Origin of the sequence: Anaeromusa acidaminophila DSM 3853 (assembly GCF_000374545.1) — a bacterium.
Classification (GTDB): domain Bacteria; phylum Bacillota; class Negativicutes; order Anaeromusales; family Anaeromusaceae; genus Anaeromusa; species Anaeromusa acidaminophila.
The window spans coordinates 47915-64822 of the sequence record NZ_KB894596.1 but is presented as its reverse complement, the minus strand read 5'-3'; the positions used below and the strand labels follow the sequence as shown (position 1 = coordinate 64822).

The 16908-nt window shown below is 49.2% G+C and carries 17 protein-coding genes and 1 other annotated feature (1 of these 18 running past the window's edge); of the genes, 1 reads left to right on the top strand and 16 read right to left on the bottom strand.

Features of this window, described 5'->3' with window-relative positions:
* Positions 1-194 (bottom strand) — a binding site (T-box leader); it reaches 68 nt to the left of the window's first position.
* 157 nt (positions 195-351) lie between these two features.
* Positions 352-1974 carry an ABC-F family ATP-binding cassette domain-containing protein gene (locus tag C508_RS0111915; protein ID WP_018703802.1) on the top strand — a complete coding sequence of 541 codons (1623 nt, stop codon included), beginning with the start codon at positions 352-354 and terminating at the stop codon, positions 1972-1974.
* Between the two features lie 121 nt (positions 1975-2095).
* On the opposite strand, the gene C508_RS0111910 is transcribed toward C508_RS0111915, so the two are convergent.
* From C508_RS0111910 to bioB (C508_RS0111830), 16 genes are all read right to left on the bottom strand, one after another.
* Positions 2096-2692, bottom strand: coding sequence for a YqaA family protein (locus C508_RS0111910; protein WP_018703801.1), 597 nt, complete (start codon positions 2690-2692; stop codon positions 2096-2098).
* Between the two features lie 188 nt (positions 2693-2880).
* Positions 2881-3771, bottom strand: a complete 891-nt coding sequence (gene dapA, locus C508_RS0111905; RefSeq protein ID WP_026319500.1) for a 4-hydroxy-tetrahydrodipicolinate synthase — start codon at positions 3769-3771, stop codon at positions 2881-2883.
* Between the two features lie 188 nt (positions 3772-3959).
* On the bottom strand, positions 3960-5381 hold the full coding sequence (locus C508_RS0111900) for an NADH-quinone oxidoreductase subunit N (protein WP_018703799.1): 1422 nt from the start codon (positions 5379-5381) through the stop codon (positions 3960-3962).
* A complete protein-coding gene (locus C508_RS0111895; RefSeq protein WP_018703798.1) occupies positions 5381-6904 on the bottom strand; it encodes a complex I subunit 4 family protein in 1524 nt (507 codons plus the stop codon). Before C508_RS0111895 ends, C508_RS0111900 begins: the two co-directional genes overlap by 1 nt.
* Position 6905: 1 nt before the next feature.
* Entirely contained in the window at positions 6906-8816 is a 1911-nt protein-coding gene (nuoL, locus tag C508_RS0111890) for an NADH-quinone oxidoreductase subunit L (protein ID WP_018703797.1), read from the bottom strand.
* Positions 8817-8841: 25 nt separating this feature from the next.
* A complete protein-coding gene (gene nuoK / locus C508_RS0111885) occupies positions 8842-9150 on the bottom strand; it encodes an NADH-quinone oxidoreductase subunit NuoK (protein WP_018703796.1) in 309 nt (102 codons plus the stop codon).
* Complete coding sequence (locus C508_RS0111880) at positions 9147-9659, bottom strand: NADH-quinone oxidoreductase subunit J family protein (protein WP_018703795.1); 513 nt, start codon at positions 9657-9659, stop codon at positions 9147-9149. Before C508_RS0111880 ends, nuoK begins: the two co-directional genes overlap by 4 nt.
* Positions 9659-10135 (bottom strand): NuoI/complex I 23 kDa subunit family protein, encoded by a 477-nt coding sequence (locus tag C508_RS0111875; RefSeq protein ID WP_018703794.1) that lies wholly within the window; start codon positions 10133-10135, stop codon positions 9659-9661. Before C508_RS0111875 ends, C508_RS0111880 begins: the two co-directional genes overlap by 1 nt.
* 12 nt (positions 10136-10147) lie before the next feature.
* Positions 10148-11188, bottom strand: coding sequence for an NADH-quinone oxidoreductase subunit NuoH (gene nuoH, locus C508_RS0111870; RefSeq protein WP_018703793.1), 1041 nt, complete (start codon positions 11186-11188; stop codon positions 10148-10150).
* A 42-nt stretch (positions 11189-11230) separates the two neighbouring features.
* Entirely contained in the window at positions 11231-12328 is a 1098-nt protein-coding gene (locus C508_RS0111865; RefSeq protein ID WP_018703792.1) for an NADH-quinone oxidoreductase subunit D, read from the bottom strand.
* The gene (locus C508_RS18490; RefSeq protein ID WP_018703791.1) at positions 12328-12804 is read right to left on the bottom strand and encodes an NADH-quinone oxidoreductase subunit C; all 477 of its coding nucleotides are present in this window, start codon (positions 12802-12804) and stop codon (positions 12328-12330) included. The genes C508_RS0111865 and C508_RS18490 overlap by 1 nt, the downstream gene beginning before the upstream one ends.
* Positions 12801-13316, bottom strand: coding sequence for an NADH-quinone oxidoreductase subunit B (locus tag C508_RS0111855; RefSeq protein ID WP_018703790.1), 516 nt, complete (start codon positions 13314-13316; stop codon positions 12801-12803). The genes C508_RS18490 and C508_RS0111855 overlap by 4 nt, the downstream gene beginning before the upstream one ends.
* Entirely contained in the window at positions 13307-13663 is a 357-nt protein-coding gene (locus C508_RS0111850) for an NADH-quinone oxidoreductase subunit A (RefSeq protein ID WP_018703789.1), read from the bottom strand. Before C508_RS0111850 ends, C508_RS0111855 begins: the two co-directional genes overlap by 10 nt.
* 478 nt (positions 13664-14141) lie before the next feature.
* On the bottom strand, positions 14142-14726 hold the full coding sequence (locus tag C508_RS0111840) for a UbiX family flavin prenyltransferase (RefSeq protein ID WP_018703787.1): 585 nt from the start codon (positions 14724-14726) through the stop codon (positions 14142-14144).
* Between the two features lie 148 nt (positions 14727-14874).
* Positions 14875-15870: a biotin synthase BioB gene (bioB, locus tag C508_RS0111835; protein ID WP_018703786.1), complete on the bottom strand. Its 996-nt coding sequence runs from the start codon at positions 15868-15870 to the stop codon at positions 14875-14877.
* Between the two features lie 25 nt (positions 15871-15895).
* Positions 15896-16879 (bottom strand): biotin synthase BioB, encoded by a 984-nt coding sequence (gene bioB / locus C508_RS0111830; protein ID WP_018703785.1) that lies wholly within the window; start codon positions 16877-16879, stop codon positions 15896-15898.
* Positions 16880-16908: the final 29 nt, after the last annotated feature.

Sequence of the window (16908 nt, the reverse complement as noted above, 5' to 3'; positions counted from 1 at the left end):
CGGGTTCTACGAACCGATATCCTAGCCTGCGATAACGGGGGCTTCCGGTACCGCCTACTTGTAACCGTTCAGCGGACAGCTCCTGGGACCATTCATTGCGTTCTGTCAGGCCGATCATCACACCTCCGGTTCCCCGGTCATCGGCTCGCTGGACTGTAGATTACACAATTACTTTTCCCGATCAATGCTTTTGATTCATATGTTAACCAAATCATACCGTTCCTTTGTCTTCTTGTCAATACCTCAGACTATATTTTTTTACAAAATCCTGGCAATCGACTTCTTCCTCTCTCTGTGTTACAATGAAAGAATCTGTTTTAATTATCGTGAAAAGGATAGGATGCAACCAACATGATCAGTACAAGCAACATTGAATTGCAATTCGGCAAGCGCGTTCTTTTCAAGGACGTCTCTGTCAAATTTACTCCCGGCAACTGTTACGGCCTCATCGGAGCCAACGGCGCCGGCAAATCTACCTTCCTCAAAGTACTTTCCGGCGAAATCGAACCCACTAAAGGCGATGTTATCATCACTCCGGGCGAACGCTTAGCGGTACTCAAACAAAACCATTACGAATTTGACGAGTTTCCTGTTTTGCAAACCGTCATCATGGGCCATAGCCGTCTTTACGCAATTATGGAAGAAAAAGACGCTTTATATGCAAAGCCGGACTTTTCCGATGAGGACGGCATGCGCGTATCGGAACTGGAATGCGAATTCGCTGAACTTAATGGTTGGGACGCCGACACGGAAGCCGCTCGTCTACTTAACGGCCTTGGCATCAACGAAGGCTTGCATGACAAGCTCATGTCTGAATTAGACGGCGCGGAAAAAGTACGGGTTCTGTTGGCGCAAGCGCTCTTCGGCAACCCTGACATTCTGCTGTTGGACGAACCTACCAACCATTTGGATATCGAGTCCATCAACTGGCTCGAAAACTTCCTCTATGATTTCCCCAATACCGTCATTGTGGTTTCCCATGACCGTCACTTTCTCAATCAGGTCTGCACGCATATTGCTGATTTGGACTTCGAAGGTCTACAGCTTTATGTAGGCAACTACGATTTCTGGTTGGAATCCAGTCAATTGGCTCTGCAGTTGGCTAAAGACGCCAACAAGAAAAAGGAAGAAAAAATGAAGGACCTCCAAACCTTCATCCAGCGCTTCAGCGCTAATGCTTCTAAATCCAAACAGGCCACTTCACGGAAAAAGCAGTTGGAAAAACTGACGTTAGACGACATCAAGCCGTCCTCGCGACGCTACCCCTATATCGCCTTTAAGCCAGACCGTGAAGCAGGGGCTCAGCTCCTCTCCGTCGATGGCATCAGTGTTACCGTCGAAGGCGAAAAAGTACTGAACGATGTCTCTTTCTTGGTTGCCAAAGGCGATAAAATCGCTTTTGTCGGTCCTGATTCCATTGCTAAAACCGCGCTGTTCCGTATTCTTGCCGGCGAGCTGGAGCCGGAGCAAGGCGAATTCAAGTGGGGCGTCACCACGACGCAGGCGTATTTCCCAAAAGACAACTCCGCCTACTTTGACGACGTCACACTCAATCTGGTAGATTGGCTGCGCCAATTTTCCCGTGATCAGGATGAAACCTTCATCCGCGGCTTCTTGGGACGCATGCTTTTCTCCGGCGAGGAAAGTCAAAAAGAAGCCAACGTTCTCTCAGGCGGTGAGAAAGTCCGCTGCATGCTTTCCCGCATGATGGTCAGCGGCGCCAACGTCCTCATCCTGGACGAACCCACCAACCATCTGGATCTAGAAACGATCACCTCATTAAATAGCGGTCTGACGCAGTTTGAAGGCACCATGCTCTTTACCTCGCATGACCATCAATTTGTAGAAACCATTGCCAACCGCATTATCGAAATTACTCCTAACGGCGTCATTGACCGTCGCATGAGCTACGACGAATATCTCCAAGACGGCGAAGTGAAAAAACAACGCGCCGCTCTCTACCCTAAAGCATAAAGCAAGAACGCATTACAGCCTGGCTTTCCAGATTGTAATGCGTTCTTTTTTATGCTTTATCTTGTACTCCGCAATCCTCAGTTACGCCCTCAGATCACTCGCGCGACTCTTGTTCAACCCGCTACTCCATGACCCCTTTAGTAGCCAGCGCGCGGCGTCTCCTCCAACGCCGTCGCACATACCAGCCAGCGACAGCCAAAACAGTTAGCGCTACTGAGCCCCACAGCATTCCATCCCCGTACTGGCGCAGCCATTCTACAGCTTGCGGACCATACCAGTAAATGAGCAGCGCCTCCAAAAAGAAGCGTTTTGTCCGACCCAACACGGAAATGGCCATAAAAACAGACAGCCTCATCCCTACTGCGCCCGCGGCAATGGTAATGCATTTATAGGGAAACGGCGACATGACCGCCAGCAACACCGCCCAAAGCGCATTCCCTTCCACGCCTTCTTTCAATCGTTGGAGTTGACTCTCGGGCAATAGCTTTCTCGCCGCTTTGACGCCTAGACGTTTCCCCAGGAAATAACCTACAAAACCGCCCGCTACGGAAGCCGCCGTAGCAATAAACCCGTAAAAAAGCGCCTGCTCCGGCTGCGCTAATGCTAAAGGAATCAATACTACATCCGGTAAAACTGGTGAGCAAAAGGCTTCGGTAAACGAAGCCAACACCAATCCCCAAACGCCCCACTCCTGCAGCACTGTAATCCATTCATCCATGCATCGTATTCCTTCCGGTAAAAAACCAACTTGTTTCAAAGAGAGTTCTCTCAGTGTAGCGCCAAATAGCCATACAGTCAAGCCTATAAGAAAGAACCAACAAGAGAACCAGCGTGACTGAAAAATATAACTGAAGACTGCAAAAAACAGGCCGCCGAAAACTCCGGCGGCCTGTTTTCAATATAACTTTAATTTTTGGTTAAGCCATGTGCAGCCAACGCTTTTTTGAGCTGCGCTAAGGTGTTCGGCTCCATATCCGTCAGCGGACGCCGTAATTCTCCCACAGGATAGCCCATCAACCGCAGCGCGGTTTTGACTGGAATAGGGTTCACCTCTACGAATAGCGCATCAATAATATCCGCCAAGCGAATCTGCAGCGCACTGCTTTCTTGAATACGCCCTTCAAAGAAAAGCTTACAGATTTCATGCGTTTCCTTAGGCATGATATTGGAAAGCACGGAAATAACCCCCATGCCGCCCATCGCCAAAATCGGCACAATCTGATCATCATTGCCGGAATACATATGCAGGTCATCGCCGCACAAAGCTCGTGTTTTTAAAATGGCGGAAAAATCACCGCTAGCTTCTTTGGTAGCCACGATATTCGGATGTTTAGACAAAGCCTGATACGTTTCCGGTTTGATCGTCACACCAGTCCGCGAAGGTACATTGTACAAGATAATCGGGATATTCACGCGATCAGCAATGTAGTTAAAATGCTCTACAAGGCCTTTCTGTGAAGTTTTGTTGTAATATGGCGACACTAGTAAGAGCGCATCAGCACCGGCTTCCTCTGCATGCTGCGACAGCTGCGCCGCGTAGATCGTATCATTGGAGCCGGTCCCTGCGATCACAGGCACCCGTTTGTTGACATGTTTAATGGTAAATTCAATGGCTTCTTTGTGTTCTTCATCGGTCATCGTGGCCGATTCTCCGGTCGTACCGCAAATGATAATGGCGTCAGTGCCATTATCAATATTGAAGTCGATCAGCTGCGCCAGCGCTTTGTAATCAATGCCCGTTTCATTATACGGCGTGACTACCGCAACCCCAGCTCCCTTAAATACTACCTTTTTCACCGTTTCCACCGCCCCTAAGTATTTCCGTCTAAACTTTTCATTCAGACTATGGCTTAGTTTTCTAACTTCTTCACGCACCCTGTGTTTTCCTGCCAAATCAATTAAGAAAAGTACGAATTCGCTGGTAAAGAAAAAGCCTGTACCACTTTTAGGTGGTACAGGCTTCTTTTCTAAGAAATTCTAAAAGATTACCACAACACTTTGGCCGCAGCAGCTGCCAATTGCGACAACGGCCCTGGGTATACGCCCAAGAAGATCGTACCAAATAAGCTAAGCACTGCCGCCAAGCGCAGAGTACCGCTAAAATACAGAGGCGCAGCCTCTGCCGGTTCTGCCGCCGGACTGTACATCTCCTTGACCACCAGCATATAGTAATACACGGAGATCATCGACATCACAAAACCCAGCACAGCCAGCCAAAAGAACCCTTGCTCCGAAATGGCCATAAAGAGATATAATTTACCGACAAAGCCAGCCATAGGAGGCAAGCCGGCCATAGACATCAAAGATAAGGTCATCACTAAGGCCAAGAGCGGCGAACGCTGCGACAACCCCTTGAACGCGCTCCGTTCGTCAGAACCGGTTTCATTGCTGACAGCCGTCACTACGGCAAAAGCGCCCACATTGGCAAACATATACAAAACAACGTAGAACAGCATGCCTTTAATGCCCGCCACATCCGCCGCCAGCAAACCGGAAAGAATATAACCAGCTTGAGCGACCGACGAATACGCCAGCATACGCTTTACATTGCTTTGCCACATCGCAATCACAATGCCGACAACCATGCTAAGAGCCGCCAGCGCGGTAACTACGGTGATCCAGTAGGCCTGCAAGGAACCGAAGGCCGTAATGAAAATCCGCAGCAGCACCGCAAAAGCGGCTGCTTTGGAGCCCATGGCGAGCATCGCTGTAATCGATACTGGCGCGCCTTCGTATACATCCGGCGCCCACATGTGAAAAGGAACAATTGAAAGCTTAAAACAAAGCCCCGCCAGCATCAGCCCCATCCCCAGCATCATAGCCGGAGTGGCTGCCGCATTCTGAGCAATCTCTTTAAGCATCAGCGTCCCGGTGAAACCGTACACCCAGCTCATGCCATACAGCAAGATAGCGCTGGCCGCCGAGCCAAGAATCATATACTTGATACCGGCTTCGCTGGAACGTTTGTTCTTGAGATCAAAGCCGACGAGGGCGTAAAAGACGATAGTCATTAATTCCAAGCCCACAAAAAGCGTCAACAAGTCGCTCGCCGACGCCATGACCATCATCCCCAGCAAGGCAAACAACAGCAAGGCATAAAACTCGCCCCCGCTGCGCGTCATTTTTTCCACGTAATCAAAGGAAAAAAGAATTGTCAGCAAGGTCGCCGCCAAAAATAGCAGCTTGAAAAAAAGCGCAAAGTTGTCCACCACAAAAAATCCATGATAGACACTGGCAGCATCTCCATAACGGGTAGCAGTATAAACAAGGATGGCTGTCACGCCGCAAACTGCCAAATACCCTAAACTACGGCGCGTTTCCTGTTTGGGAAGCAGCAAGTCAAAAACCAGCAGAAATAACGCAAGGACGACAACAGAGATTTCACTAGCTAATAATGCGATATTCATTATAACAACCCTCCCTGCAGCGCGTGCAGCTTCAGGAGCAGCGCTGCCGCCGGCTCCATGCCGCTATTCACTACGCCCATGAGCATTTGCGGGAAGATGCCGAAAATAACGAGAGCAGCGCCCAGTAGGACCAACGGCACCAGCTCAACACCAGTCGCATCCTTGCAACCGTCAAATTCTTCACGTCTCGGCCCAAACAACACATTGGCCAACAGCCGCAGGATATACAGCGCCGTAAACACAATACCGGAAACAGCCAAGAAGGTAGAAACAGGATATTCCTTAAAAGCCCCCACAAAAATGGTAAACTCAGGGATAAAACCCGCTAAGCCAGGCAAGCCCAAAGAACTCATACCGGCCAGCATAAAACCAACGGCCACACGAGGCATTTGATGCGCTAACCCGCCAAGCTCGGAGACTAACCGTGTATTGGTGCGCTCCTGTACAAGTCCAATCATCGCAAAGAACAAGGCGCACATGACGCCATGAGCGAACATATTGGCCACAGCACCATCAATGCTGATTACATTCAGGGCTGCAAAGCCGATCAGAATGTAGCCCATATGAGAAATGGATGAATATCCAATAATATACTTCAAGTCCTTTTCCGCCAAGGCTACCATCGCCGCATAGAGAATATTGATAATCGCCACTAGAGCAATCACAGGAGCCCAAAATTTAACACCCAAGGGCAAGGTCAGCAGACCCAAGCGAATTAGGCCATAGCCGCCTACCTTTTTCAACACGCCTGCGTGCAGCATCGACACACCGCTCGGCGCGGCGGCATATCCGTCCGGCGCCCAGCTGTAAAACGGCCACATAGCCAGCGTAGAACCAAAGCCCAAAAGCAAGAGGAAAAAAGCGACAATTTGTACGTTTTCGGACAAGTTCCCCATAGCGTGAGCCTGTGCTAAAGCTTCCATGCTAAACGTGCGCAGCCCTTCCGGGTAGGCGTTTAAGTACAACGCCAACACTCCCGCCAGCATAAATGCCGAGCCCAACAGCAGATAAATAGTCATCTTCATGGCTGCATGCTCTTTAGAAACACGCTTCACTGAGCCCCAAACTACTACCATGATATACGTCGGCACAATGCCTAACTCGTAAAAGAGCAGGAAGATAAACAAATCTCGTGAAATGAAAACGCCAATAGCGCCTACTATCAAGAGCAGTAGTTGAATGAAAAATTCCTTTGGCCGCTCTTTTTCATTCCAGGATACAAAGACCGTAGAAAGGCCTACCAAAACCGTCAAAAGCAGCAGCGGCAAAGAAATGCCGTCTACGCCCAGCGCATAGGTTACGCCTAATTCGGCAATCCAGGGCACCGTTTCTTGAAACTGCATACCCCCTTGCACGACATCGTACGCCCAATATGCATACACCGTCAAAGCAAAGGCCACTGTCATGGATGCAGCCGAAACCATCTTAATCATACGGTCGGCTTCCCTAGGCATGCAAAGAAGCACCAAAATTCCCCAGACAGGCGTCAACAGAATCAGCGTTAATAACGGAAAGCTCACCATGTTAACACGCACCTCCAAACCAGACGCCTTTTAGTAAGGGATTTAGCACCAGGAGACTAACGGCAATCAACAACGCCGCGCAAAACATCACGACGCCGTAGCGCTGCAAACTGCCGGTCTGCATCTTGCGCAGCCTGTCCCCCACAAAAAGAGGCACTGCTGCAATCCCGTTGATGACCGAGTCAATAATGTTTCGCTCCATCCAATGCATATTGCGAGCAAATTCACCCAAATAAGATTCATTAAACCATTGATACCATTCATCCAAATAGTATTTATGAAAGCTGAGATTATAGGCGCTGCGAAAACGCCAAGTCAGTTGTTCCGCCGGTTTTCTTGAGCCGCTGCCGTAAATTTTCCAAGCAAGGCCAAAAGCTGCCAGCGCCAGCAGCGTCGAAGCGCCGGCAATTCCCCAGTGAATGTCGGCGTGGGAAGCTGCGCCAAAGCGCACCCACTCTCCAAAATGCCCGGCATAACCTGCATAACCGCCTACCACCGCTAACACGCCAAGTACAAATAACGGAATCCGCATGGAAAGAGGCGCCTCGTGAGGATGGTTGCCGCTTTTTTCCGGGCCGCAGAAAACAACAATGAGCAGCCGCGCCATATAGAAGGAAGTCATACACGACGTAATAAGAGCTACCGCAAAGAGCGGCAAACTCACATCAAATGCCGCCAAGAGAATTTCATCTTTAGAAAAGAACCCCGCAAAAGGCGGAATGCCCGAAATGGCCAGCACGCCAATGGTCATAGCGGCAAAGGTTACCGGCATCTTGTGCCGCAAGCCGCCCATTTCAAAAATATCATTTCGGTTCGGCAAGCCATGCAGTACTGCGCCAGCCGCCAGAAACATCAAGGCTTTAAAGAAAGCATGCGTCATCAGATGAAACATGGACGCCGTCAAGCTGCCCACACCGAGAGCCAGCATCATATAGCCAAGCTGACTAACGGTAGAGTACGCCAAAATGCGTTTGATGTCGCGTTGCGTAAAAGCAATGCTTGCTGCAAAAATCGCCGTAAAAGCCCCTGTCCAAGCGACAGCGTCCATTACCGACGGTAGCAAATTAAACAAGAAAAATGATCTAGCCACTAAATATACGCCCGCGACCACCATTGTAGCCGCATGAATCAAAGCCGAAACCGGCGTAGGGCCTTCCATGGCGTCCGGCAGCCATACATGCAGTGGAAATTGACCGGACTTACCAACAGGACCCATGAAAATCAACAACGCCACACCAGTCAAGAGAACCGTGCCGTTTTGCGCCACATACGCCGGCACCGCCAAGCCCAATTGCTGAAAATCAAGAGTTCCAAAGAGAATTTGCAAAAACAAAATGCCCATTAAAAGACCGAAATCGCCAATTCGAGTTGTAATGAAGGCTTTCTTGGCCGCCTCTCTGGCGGAAATCTTGTGGAAATAGTAACCAATCAGCAAATACGAACAAAGACCGACCAATTCCCAGAATACAAACATTTGCACAAAATTCACCGCCAAAACCAACCCCAGCATGGAGGCGGCAAACAGCGACAAATACGCAAAAAAGCGCCCAAAGCCTTCTTCACCGTGCATATAGCCAATCGAATACAGCTGCACCAAAAACGATACCAGCGTCACTACCACCAGCATCATGGCGGAAATCGGATCAATATAGACGCCCATATCCACGGAAAGACCTGGCAGTGAAAGCCAGGATACCTTTTGAAGCAGCGGCTGCTCCACGCTAATCCCCCGGCTTATTACGCCTTCAGCAACGCCCAGCGCCAACAAAAGGCTCAGGCCGTTCAGCAGAAGCGATACCGTTGCCGTAACCGTCGGCAAACGACGCAAGAAGAAGCCGACAAGCACGAAGGCGGCGGCCGGCAGCAGCGGTATCAGCCAGGCATGATGCAACGCATATTGAATAAACAACATTCCTCACCTACTCTCTGATACTCGCTTACCAGCGCATCTCGTCCAATCTGGCGGCATGCACCGTATTGCGGTCATGATACACACGGAAGACCATGGCCAACCCCACCGCTACTTCCGCAGCCGCAACGGTAATGGTAAAAATAGCAAACACCTGCCCTGTCAGGGCATCAGGCGTAATAAAACGCGAAAACGCAATCAAATTAATGTTTACCGCATTGAGCATCAGCTCAATGCTCATCAACAAACCGATAATCGTCCGCTTCGTCAGCAGCCCATATAGGCCAATGGCAAACACCATGGCTGCCACTACCAAAAAGTGCGTTAAGCCTATCATTCTTCCTCCACTCCTTTTGCCAGAACAATAGAGCCGATCATCGCCGCCAGCAAAAGGACGGCCGCCACTTCCATCGCCACCATATAGTCCGTAAGGATCAACTGCCCTAAAAGCGAAGGCGTATCTTCCACCGGCGGCGCACTGGAGTAGCGCCACGGCGTCGTTGCAATAACCGCCATCGTAATGGCGACAAACAAAGAGCTAACCGCCAACACCAAACGCGAAGGAATATCCCGAGCTGTTGCATTGGTTCCATGGTAACTGCTGCGCCTTGTCAGCATCGTCCCCAATACGAACACAATGGCAATAGCGCCGTTATAAATCAAGATTTGCACGGCCGCCATAAAGTCCGCCTGCAACAGTACGTACAAGCCGCTGACGCCAATAAAACACAATGCCAAAAACAGCGCGCTATGCACCAGATTCGTTTTACTTACAGCCGCAAACGCCGCAGCCACGGTAATAGATGCAAAGACAAAAAAGGCAATCGTATAAGCCCATTCACTCATCAAGCATCCCTCCCTTGACTAGACGACGCCTCATCAGCCGCCGCTTTCTCCTGAGATACAGGCGGTTCCGCCACTTCATCGGGTTGCTTCGCCCTTGAAAGAGCCAGACAGTCCACATCTAATTCCGCTTTCGTATAACGGGAGTTTTCATAGTTCTTGTCCCAGCAAATCGCTTTTGTCGGGCAGGCTTCGATGCAGTAATTGCAATACAAGCACAAGCCGGACTGATAGACATAGGTTTCTAGATGACGTTTTTTCTGTTCATCCATCTTCGTAGTTAGTTTGATTACATGATTAGGGCAAGCCATCGCGCACAGCCCGCAGGCAATGCATTTTTTATGGTCCAATTCCAGTTCGCCGCCCCGAAAGCGTTCCGGCATCACTAATTTAGCTTCGGGATATTGCAATGTTTCCTTTTTGGCGAAAAACGCCCTCAAGGTAATGCCCATTCCCTGTAGCAAGCCTTTACCAAGCATAAGAGGTTCCTCCTAAATGAAAAACTCGGAAAGATAAATGCCGATCCCCGTAATAATGACATTCAACAGCGCTAGCGGCAACAGCAGCTTCCACCCGAATGCCAGCAACTGGTCAATACGCAGTCGAGGGAACGTCCAGCGAAACCACATGAAGAGAAAAATCATTGCGGCCACTTTCAGCAAAAACCAAATCCACCCAGGAAGCCAGGGGCCGCTCCAACCGCCCAAGAACAGCGTAGTCGCAATAACAGAAACCGCAAGCAAATTGGCATACTCCGCCAGGAAAAACAAAGCCCAGCGCATACCGGTGTACTCCGTAAACGGTCCTGCTACAAGCTCGGATTCCCCCTCGACCAAGTCAAAAGGCGCCCGGTTGATTTCCGCCGTAGCCGTAATGACATATACCACAAAAGCAATCGGCTGCAGCGCCACAAACCAGATGTCTTGCTGCGCCGCTACAATGGAGCTCATCTTCATGGAGCCGGTCAGCATGACGATGCCCAAAATCGAAAGCACCATCGGCACCTCATAGCTCAGCATCTGCGCCACCGTACGCATGCCGCCAACCAAGGAATATTTATTGTTGGAAGCCCAGCCTGCCATCAAAAACGGCAGTACCGATTGAGAAGAAATAGCAATGAAATAAAAAATACCAATGTTCAGATCCGCGAAAATAACTTGCTCATCAAAGGGAAATACCACATAACCCATAGCTGCAGGCAAAAACAGCAGCATCGGCGCCAACATCCACATCCACTTATCAGCGCCAGTGGGCATAATGTCTTCCTTTGCCATCAGCTTAATCATATCCGCCGTTGTCTGCAGTAAGCCCTTAGGCCCCACGCGATTCGGCCCGGAACGCCGCTGCATAAATGCGCTGATCTTGCGTTCCGCATACACCAGCACAACCGCAGACAAGGAAATAACGCCAAAGATAGCGCCAATCTCCACTAAACTCATGCACAAATCCACCCATTGCTGCCCAGGCAGATACATTGCTAAAATTTGTCGCAGCCATGCCGCGATTACATACAAACCAGTTACTTCTTGCATGCCTTATGCCTCTCCTTTACGTGCTTCTCTCTATGGAACCAACTAGCAGTCCACTTCTCCCATTAGCGAATCCAGCGTAGCCAGCACAGCAACCACATCGGCAATCAGCAAGCCCTGGCAAGTTTCGTTCAGCATCTGCAAATTAATGAACGAAGGCCGACGCACATGAATACGATATGGCTTTGGAGAACCATCGCTAACAATATAGTATCCCAATTCACCACGAGGATTTTCCACCGCATGGTACACTTCCCCCACCGGCGGTTTCAGTACTTTCGGCACTTTGCCCATCACAGGCCCTTCCGGCAGTTGCTCCAGCGCTTGTTCCACAATCCGCATGCTTTGTTTTAATTCTTCCATTCTCACCACATAGCGATCCCAGCTGTCCCCTACTTCTCCCAGGGGAACTTCAAAATCAAAGCGGTCATAAATACCATACGGCTCCATTTTACGCAGGTCATACGCCACACCGGACGCACGCAGCGCTGGGCCGGTCAGCCCCATGGCAATCGCCCGTTCGCCGGAAATGACAGCTGTGTTTTTCAAACGCTCGTAGAGGATCTCGTTACCGGTCAAGAGGCCGTGATACTCCTCGATCATAGCCGGAAAATCCGCCAAAAAACGCCTTAATTCCGGTACAAACGCCTCCGGAATGTCTGCCGCTACGCCGCCAAAGCGAATATAGCTATAGGTCTGCCGCGCGCCGCAAGCCATATCGAACAAGTCCAAAATGCGTTCGCGCCCGCGAAAGCCAAACATCATACCGGTTGAGGCTCCTAGGTCAATCGCCAGGGACCCCATGCAGATCAAATGGCTGGCAATCCGATTGAGTTCCACCATGATAATACGCAAATACTCGGCTCGCTCCGGAATTTCAAGACCCATCAATTTTTCCACGGTCTGACAGTAGCCTAAATTGTTACACATGGAAGAAACGTAATCCAAGCGATCCGTATAGGGAATAAATTGCGCATAGGTACGGCTTTCCGCCAGCTTTTCAATACCGCGATGCAAGTACCCCATATGAGGCACCGCCTGCACCACTTCTTCGCCGTCCAGCTCCAACACCACCTGCAGAACGCCGTGGGTACTAGGATGCTGCGGTCCCATATTGAGCGTGTATGTTTCTGTTTTTACCATCAGTTACACCCTCTCTGTACCACTGCGGCGCTGCCAGCGCCCAGCTTAAAAGATTTACGCAGCGGATGCTCCGTGTATTCTTCCGGCATCAAAATACGCCGTAAGTCAGGATGCCCCGTAAAGCGAATTCCCATTAAGTCAAAAACTTCTCTCTCCTGAAAATCCGCAGCAGGCCATACGGAGGTCACCGACGGCACTTCGGAGTTTTCCGCCTGACAACGTGTTTTTATTACAATCATCTGCCGCAGCGCCATGGAATACACATGATAAACCACGTCCAAATGCTCTGCGTAATCCACAGCTGTCAAATTACGCAGCATATTAAACTGGTATTCCTCGTGATCGCGCAGCCACAGCATAAGCTCCGCCACTCGCGCGGCTTCCACCTGTAGCACTTGCTGGCTTTCTTCGCCAATGATCTCGCAGTAATCGCTATGACACGCTTGAATAGCTGTCAGCAGTTCTGTCGTCGTCATGCTTTATCCCTCACAATTTCTCCGTCCCGAATTTTACGTTTCAGCTCCAGCATGCCGTGAATTAACGCTTCCGGCCGAGGCGGACAACCAGGAATATAAATGTCTACCGGCAAAATCTGATCCACGCCCGGTACTACGGAGTACGAATCCACAAAAGGGCCGCCGGAGTTCGCACAACTGCCCATGGAGATAACGTATTTAGGCTCCGGCATCTGTTCGTAAAGACGCTTCAGCGGTCCAGCCATAGCCCAAGTAAGCGTGCCGGCAACAATCAGCAAGTCCGCCTGACGCGGTGACGCCCGAAACACCTCATAACCAAAACGAGACAAGTCAAAACGCGCTGCAGCGGCGGACATCATCTCAATCGCGCAGCAAGCAAGGCCCGAAGATAATGGCCACAAAGAATTGCTTCGCGCCCATTTCAAAACCATATCCATACTGGTAACAAGTATATTTTTATGCAAGAGCTCTTGATCTCTCTCCGCCTGCGTCTGCAATTTGGTCATTTCCATTCCAAAGCCCCTTTCCTCCAGGCATACCCTAAACCAACCAGCAAAATGCTCAGAAAAATAAACATCTCTACAAAGGCGAAAACGCCTAGCTGCTGGAATTTAATAGCCCAGAGATACAAGAATACAGTTTCAATATCAAAAGCGACAAATACAAGTGCATAAAGGAAATAACTGGCCCGAAACTGAATCCAAGTCTCCCCTACTGTGTCGACGCCACATTCATATGGCATGGACTTCTCCATTCCTGGATTTTTGGGGCGAATGAAAAATGCAGTTGCCAAGGCCATCAAAGGAAATACCAAAGCAACCGCTAACAGCAAACCGACATTCCCAAAATCCTGCAACATCTTACCATCCTCCTTCTGCTTTTCCGCAAATGATTGCCATGAAACGATACCGCTTACATCGCAACATTTGCGTATTAATTTAAATTAAATAAAAGTATTCTGTATACATTTATTGATATTTATATTTTAGACTTCCTTGCTCATAGTGTCAATTTTAATTAGTTTTCAATAATAATTCTGAAAATAACACTTTTTAGCAAAAAATAGCCTTTCAAAATCACGAACCGGTTATTATTGTAATATTTCATCACAGTTTCTTTTATTGCAAAAGCATTTACTGCCTTATGAAACTAAAAAACGATGCCTAAAAATAGCATCGTTTCGCAGTGTAACTTCTTGCGAATGCCTCTATTTTTAGAAAAATTCGCTTCAGTTTTTCAGTATCCGATTGTACAGCAATTAGTATAGTTATAGTATATCATCAAGAACAGAATTTTCCAATAAATAGGAACTAATTCATGACAGTTTTTCTTATTTACTATTGTTCTGCGTCACCCCAGCGCCGAAAACCAGGTGTTTCAATCCCCAACTTGTCGAGAATTTTCCCGGCAATCTGCCGATTCATATCTGCAAGGCTCTTTGGCTTCTGGTAATAAGAAACAACCGGAGGCAAAAGAAGCGCCCCAGCCTCCGCTACCGCCAACAAATTCCGCAAATGAATAATCCCCAATGGACTTTCCCGCGGCGCTAAAATTAGCGGCCGCCGCTCTTTAAGAGTAACATCCGCTGCGCGTAAGAGCAGATTATCCGAATAACCGCTGGCAATACCGGCAACCGTTTTCATACTGCAAGGTACCACAAGCATGCCTTCCGTCTTAAAAGTGCCGCTGGCGATACGCGCCCCCACATTGCTATTGTCATATACATAGTCAGCCCATTGCAGCACTTCCTCTACCGTATGCTCCGTCTCTGCGGCAATGGTCAGCTCCGCTCCCCGCGAAAGCACGACATGCGTCTCATACGCAGGGATTTCTCTCAGCACCCGTAGAATTTCAATTCCCAGAACCACTCCGCTGGCTCCGCTCATAGCTACAACGACTCTCTTTTTTTCCGGCACCGACATGCATACTTCCTCTTTTCGCCCAGATTTTAATTTTATTACTATTCAATTCTTCAAATTCCTTCAAGATTCCTGCCATTTCTCGCTGATTACGCCCCCTGCTGCAAAAAGAAAAGACCGCCTGCGCGGTCTTTCAGTACGAATTTTTCTATCAGCGTTCTTCCAACGACAACGGGCTAAGGCCCAAGCCGTTTACCGTTTTTAAGTCTTGCTCCGGACCGCGGCCGGACGTAGTTAAGTAATTGCCCAACAGCATACCGTTAATACCGGACAAGAATCCTAGCGGCACCAGCTCTCCTAGATTGTGTTCCCGACCACCTGCATAACGGATGATTTTTTTAGGCAGCACCATACGAAAAATGGCAAAAGCTTGTAAAATTTCGAGTGGCTGCAGTCTTTTTTGCTGCGCCAAAGCGGTTCCCGGCACGGCATTCAATACATTGACAGGCACCGAATCCACATCCAGCTCTTTTAGAGCAAAGGCAAGTTCCACCCTCTGCCTCCAAGACTCGCCCATGCCAATAATTCCTCCGGAACAGCTCTGCAGACCCGCTTCCTTTACTCGCTTGATGGTCTCTATGCGCTCTTCATAAGTATGAGTAGAACAAATTTCAGAAAAATAGCTTTCGCTAGCTTCCAGGTTGTGGTGGTAGCGCGTAATCCCCGCTTCTTTCAAGGCGGCAACATGTTCCGCCTCTAGGATCCCCAAAGAACAGCAACGATTCAATTTGGTTTCCTTGCCAATACGCCGAATGGCTCCTAATATTTTCTCAAAATCCTTATCGCCGTCCATGCCACAGCCGGCCGTCACAATACAAAATCGGTAGGCGCCGTCTTGTTCGGCTTTTTTAGCCGCAGCCACAATATCTTCTTCTTTCATTAAAGGATAAGCTTCAAACTTTACTTCATGATGCGCTGACTGCGCACAAAATTTGCAGTCTTCGGAGCAGTTGCCGGAACGGGCATTTACGATTTCACAAGTATCCACGGCTTTGCCCGTAAATTGTTCACGCACTTTATTAGCTACGGCTAACAGCAAAGGAATATCTTCTTCCTCGATTTGACTCAAGGACAAGGCCTCTTCGAAAGTCAGTTCCTCGCCAGCCAACACTTTCTTTCCCAGTGAAAAAATCAAATCATAACTCATCTTTGCACCTCTTCGTTTTAGTATTTCATGGCTTCAATTGCGCATCAGCCGCCATTTGAAAATCAGCAGCCGTATTGCGCCCGGAAAAAGTCAAATAATGCCCCACAATCAACCCATTGGCTCCTGCCAACATCGCTGCTCCCTGCATATCTCGCAAATTGATTTCGCGCCCTCCTGCAGGACGCACAATCGGCTCTGGCAACAGCAAACGAAATAACGCAATCGTGTGTAAAATTTCTAATACCGGCAAGGGTTTCTGTTCACTTAGCGGCGTTCCCGGAATGGGATTCAAGATATTAATAGGCACTGACTGGACTGCAAACTCACGTAAAGCCAGCGCTAAGTCGATGCGATCCTGCCAATCCTCGCCCAACCCAATGATACCTCCAGAGCAAAGTTCCAGCCCCGCTTCTTTCGCCGCAGCCAGTGTAGCCGCCCGCTCTTGATAAGGATGCGTCGTACATATATCTGGATAAAACCGTACGCTTGTTTCCAAATTATGCGCATAGCGCCGTACGCCCGCATCGCGAAGCCGCATTGCTTGCTGCCGATTCAACGTTCCTAGATTAGCGCACACTTGCAGCTTCGTCTCTGCAGCAATCGCTTGGATGCGTAATATAATGGCCTCAAAATCAGCATCCCCTTCCATGCCCTTGCCGCTGGTAACTAAACTAATGCGTTTGGCCCCTGCTTGTTCCGCAGCCTTTGCTTCTTCAACCAATTGAGCGATTGGCAACAACGCATGCGGCGCTACTTGAGTACTGTAATGAATCGACTGTGAACAAAACTTGCAGTCTTCCGAACACTGCCCCGTCCGCGCGCTCAAAACGCCGCACATATCCACATGGTTCCCGCCAAACGCTTGTCGAACTTTATGGGCATACGCCGCCAAAAGAGGAATATCGGTCACATCAATACGGGTCAAAGCTAACGCTTCTTCGCCGCTTAATTGACGCCCAGTCAATACCTGTTCCCCTAAGCGGATAATCTCTGATGCATTTGTTTTCATTGGTTAACCCTTTCGAAAAGCAAAGTTAA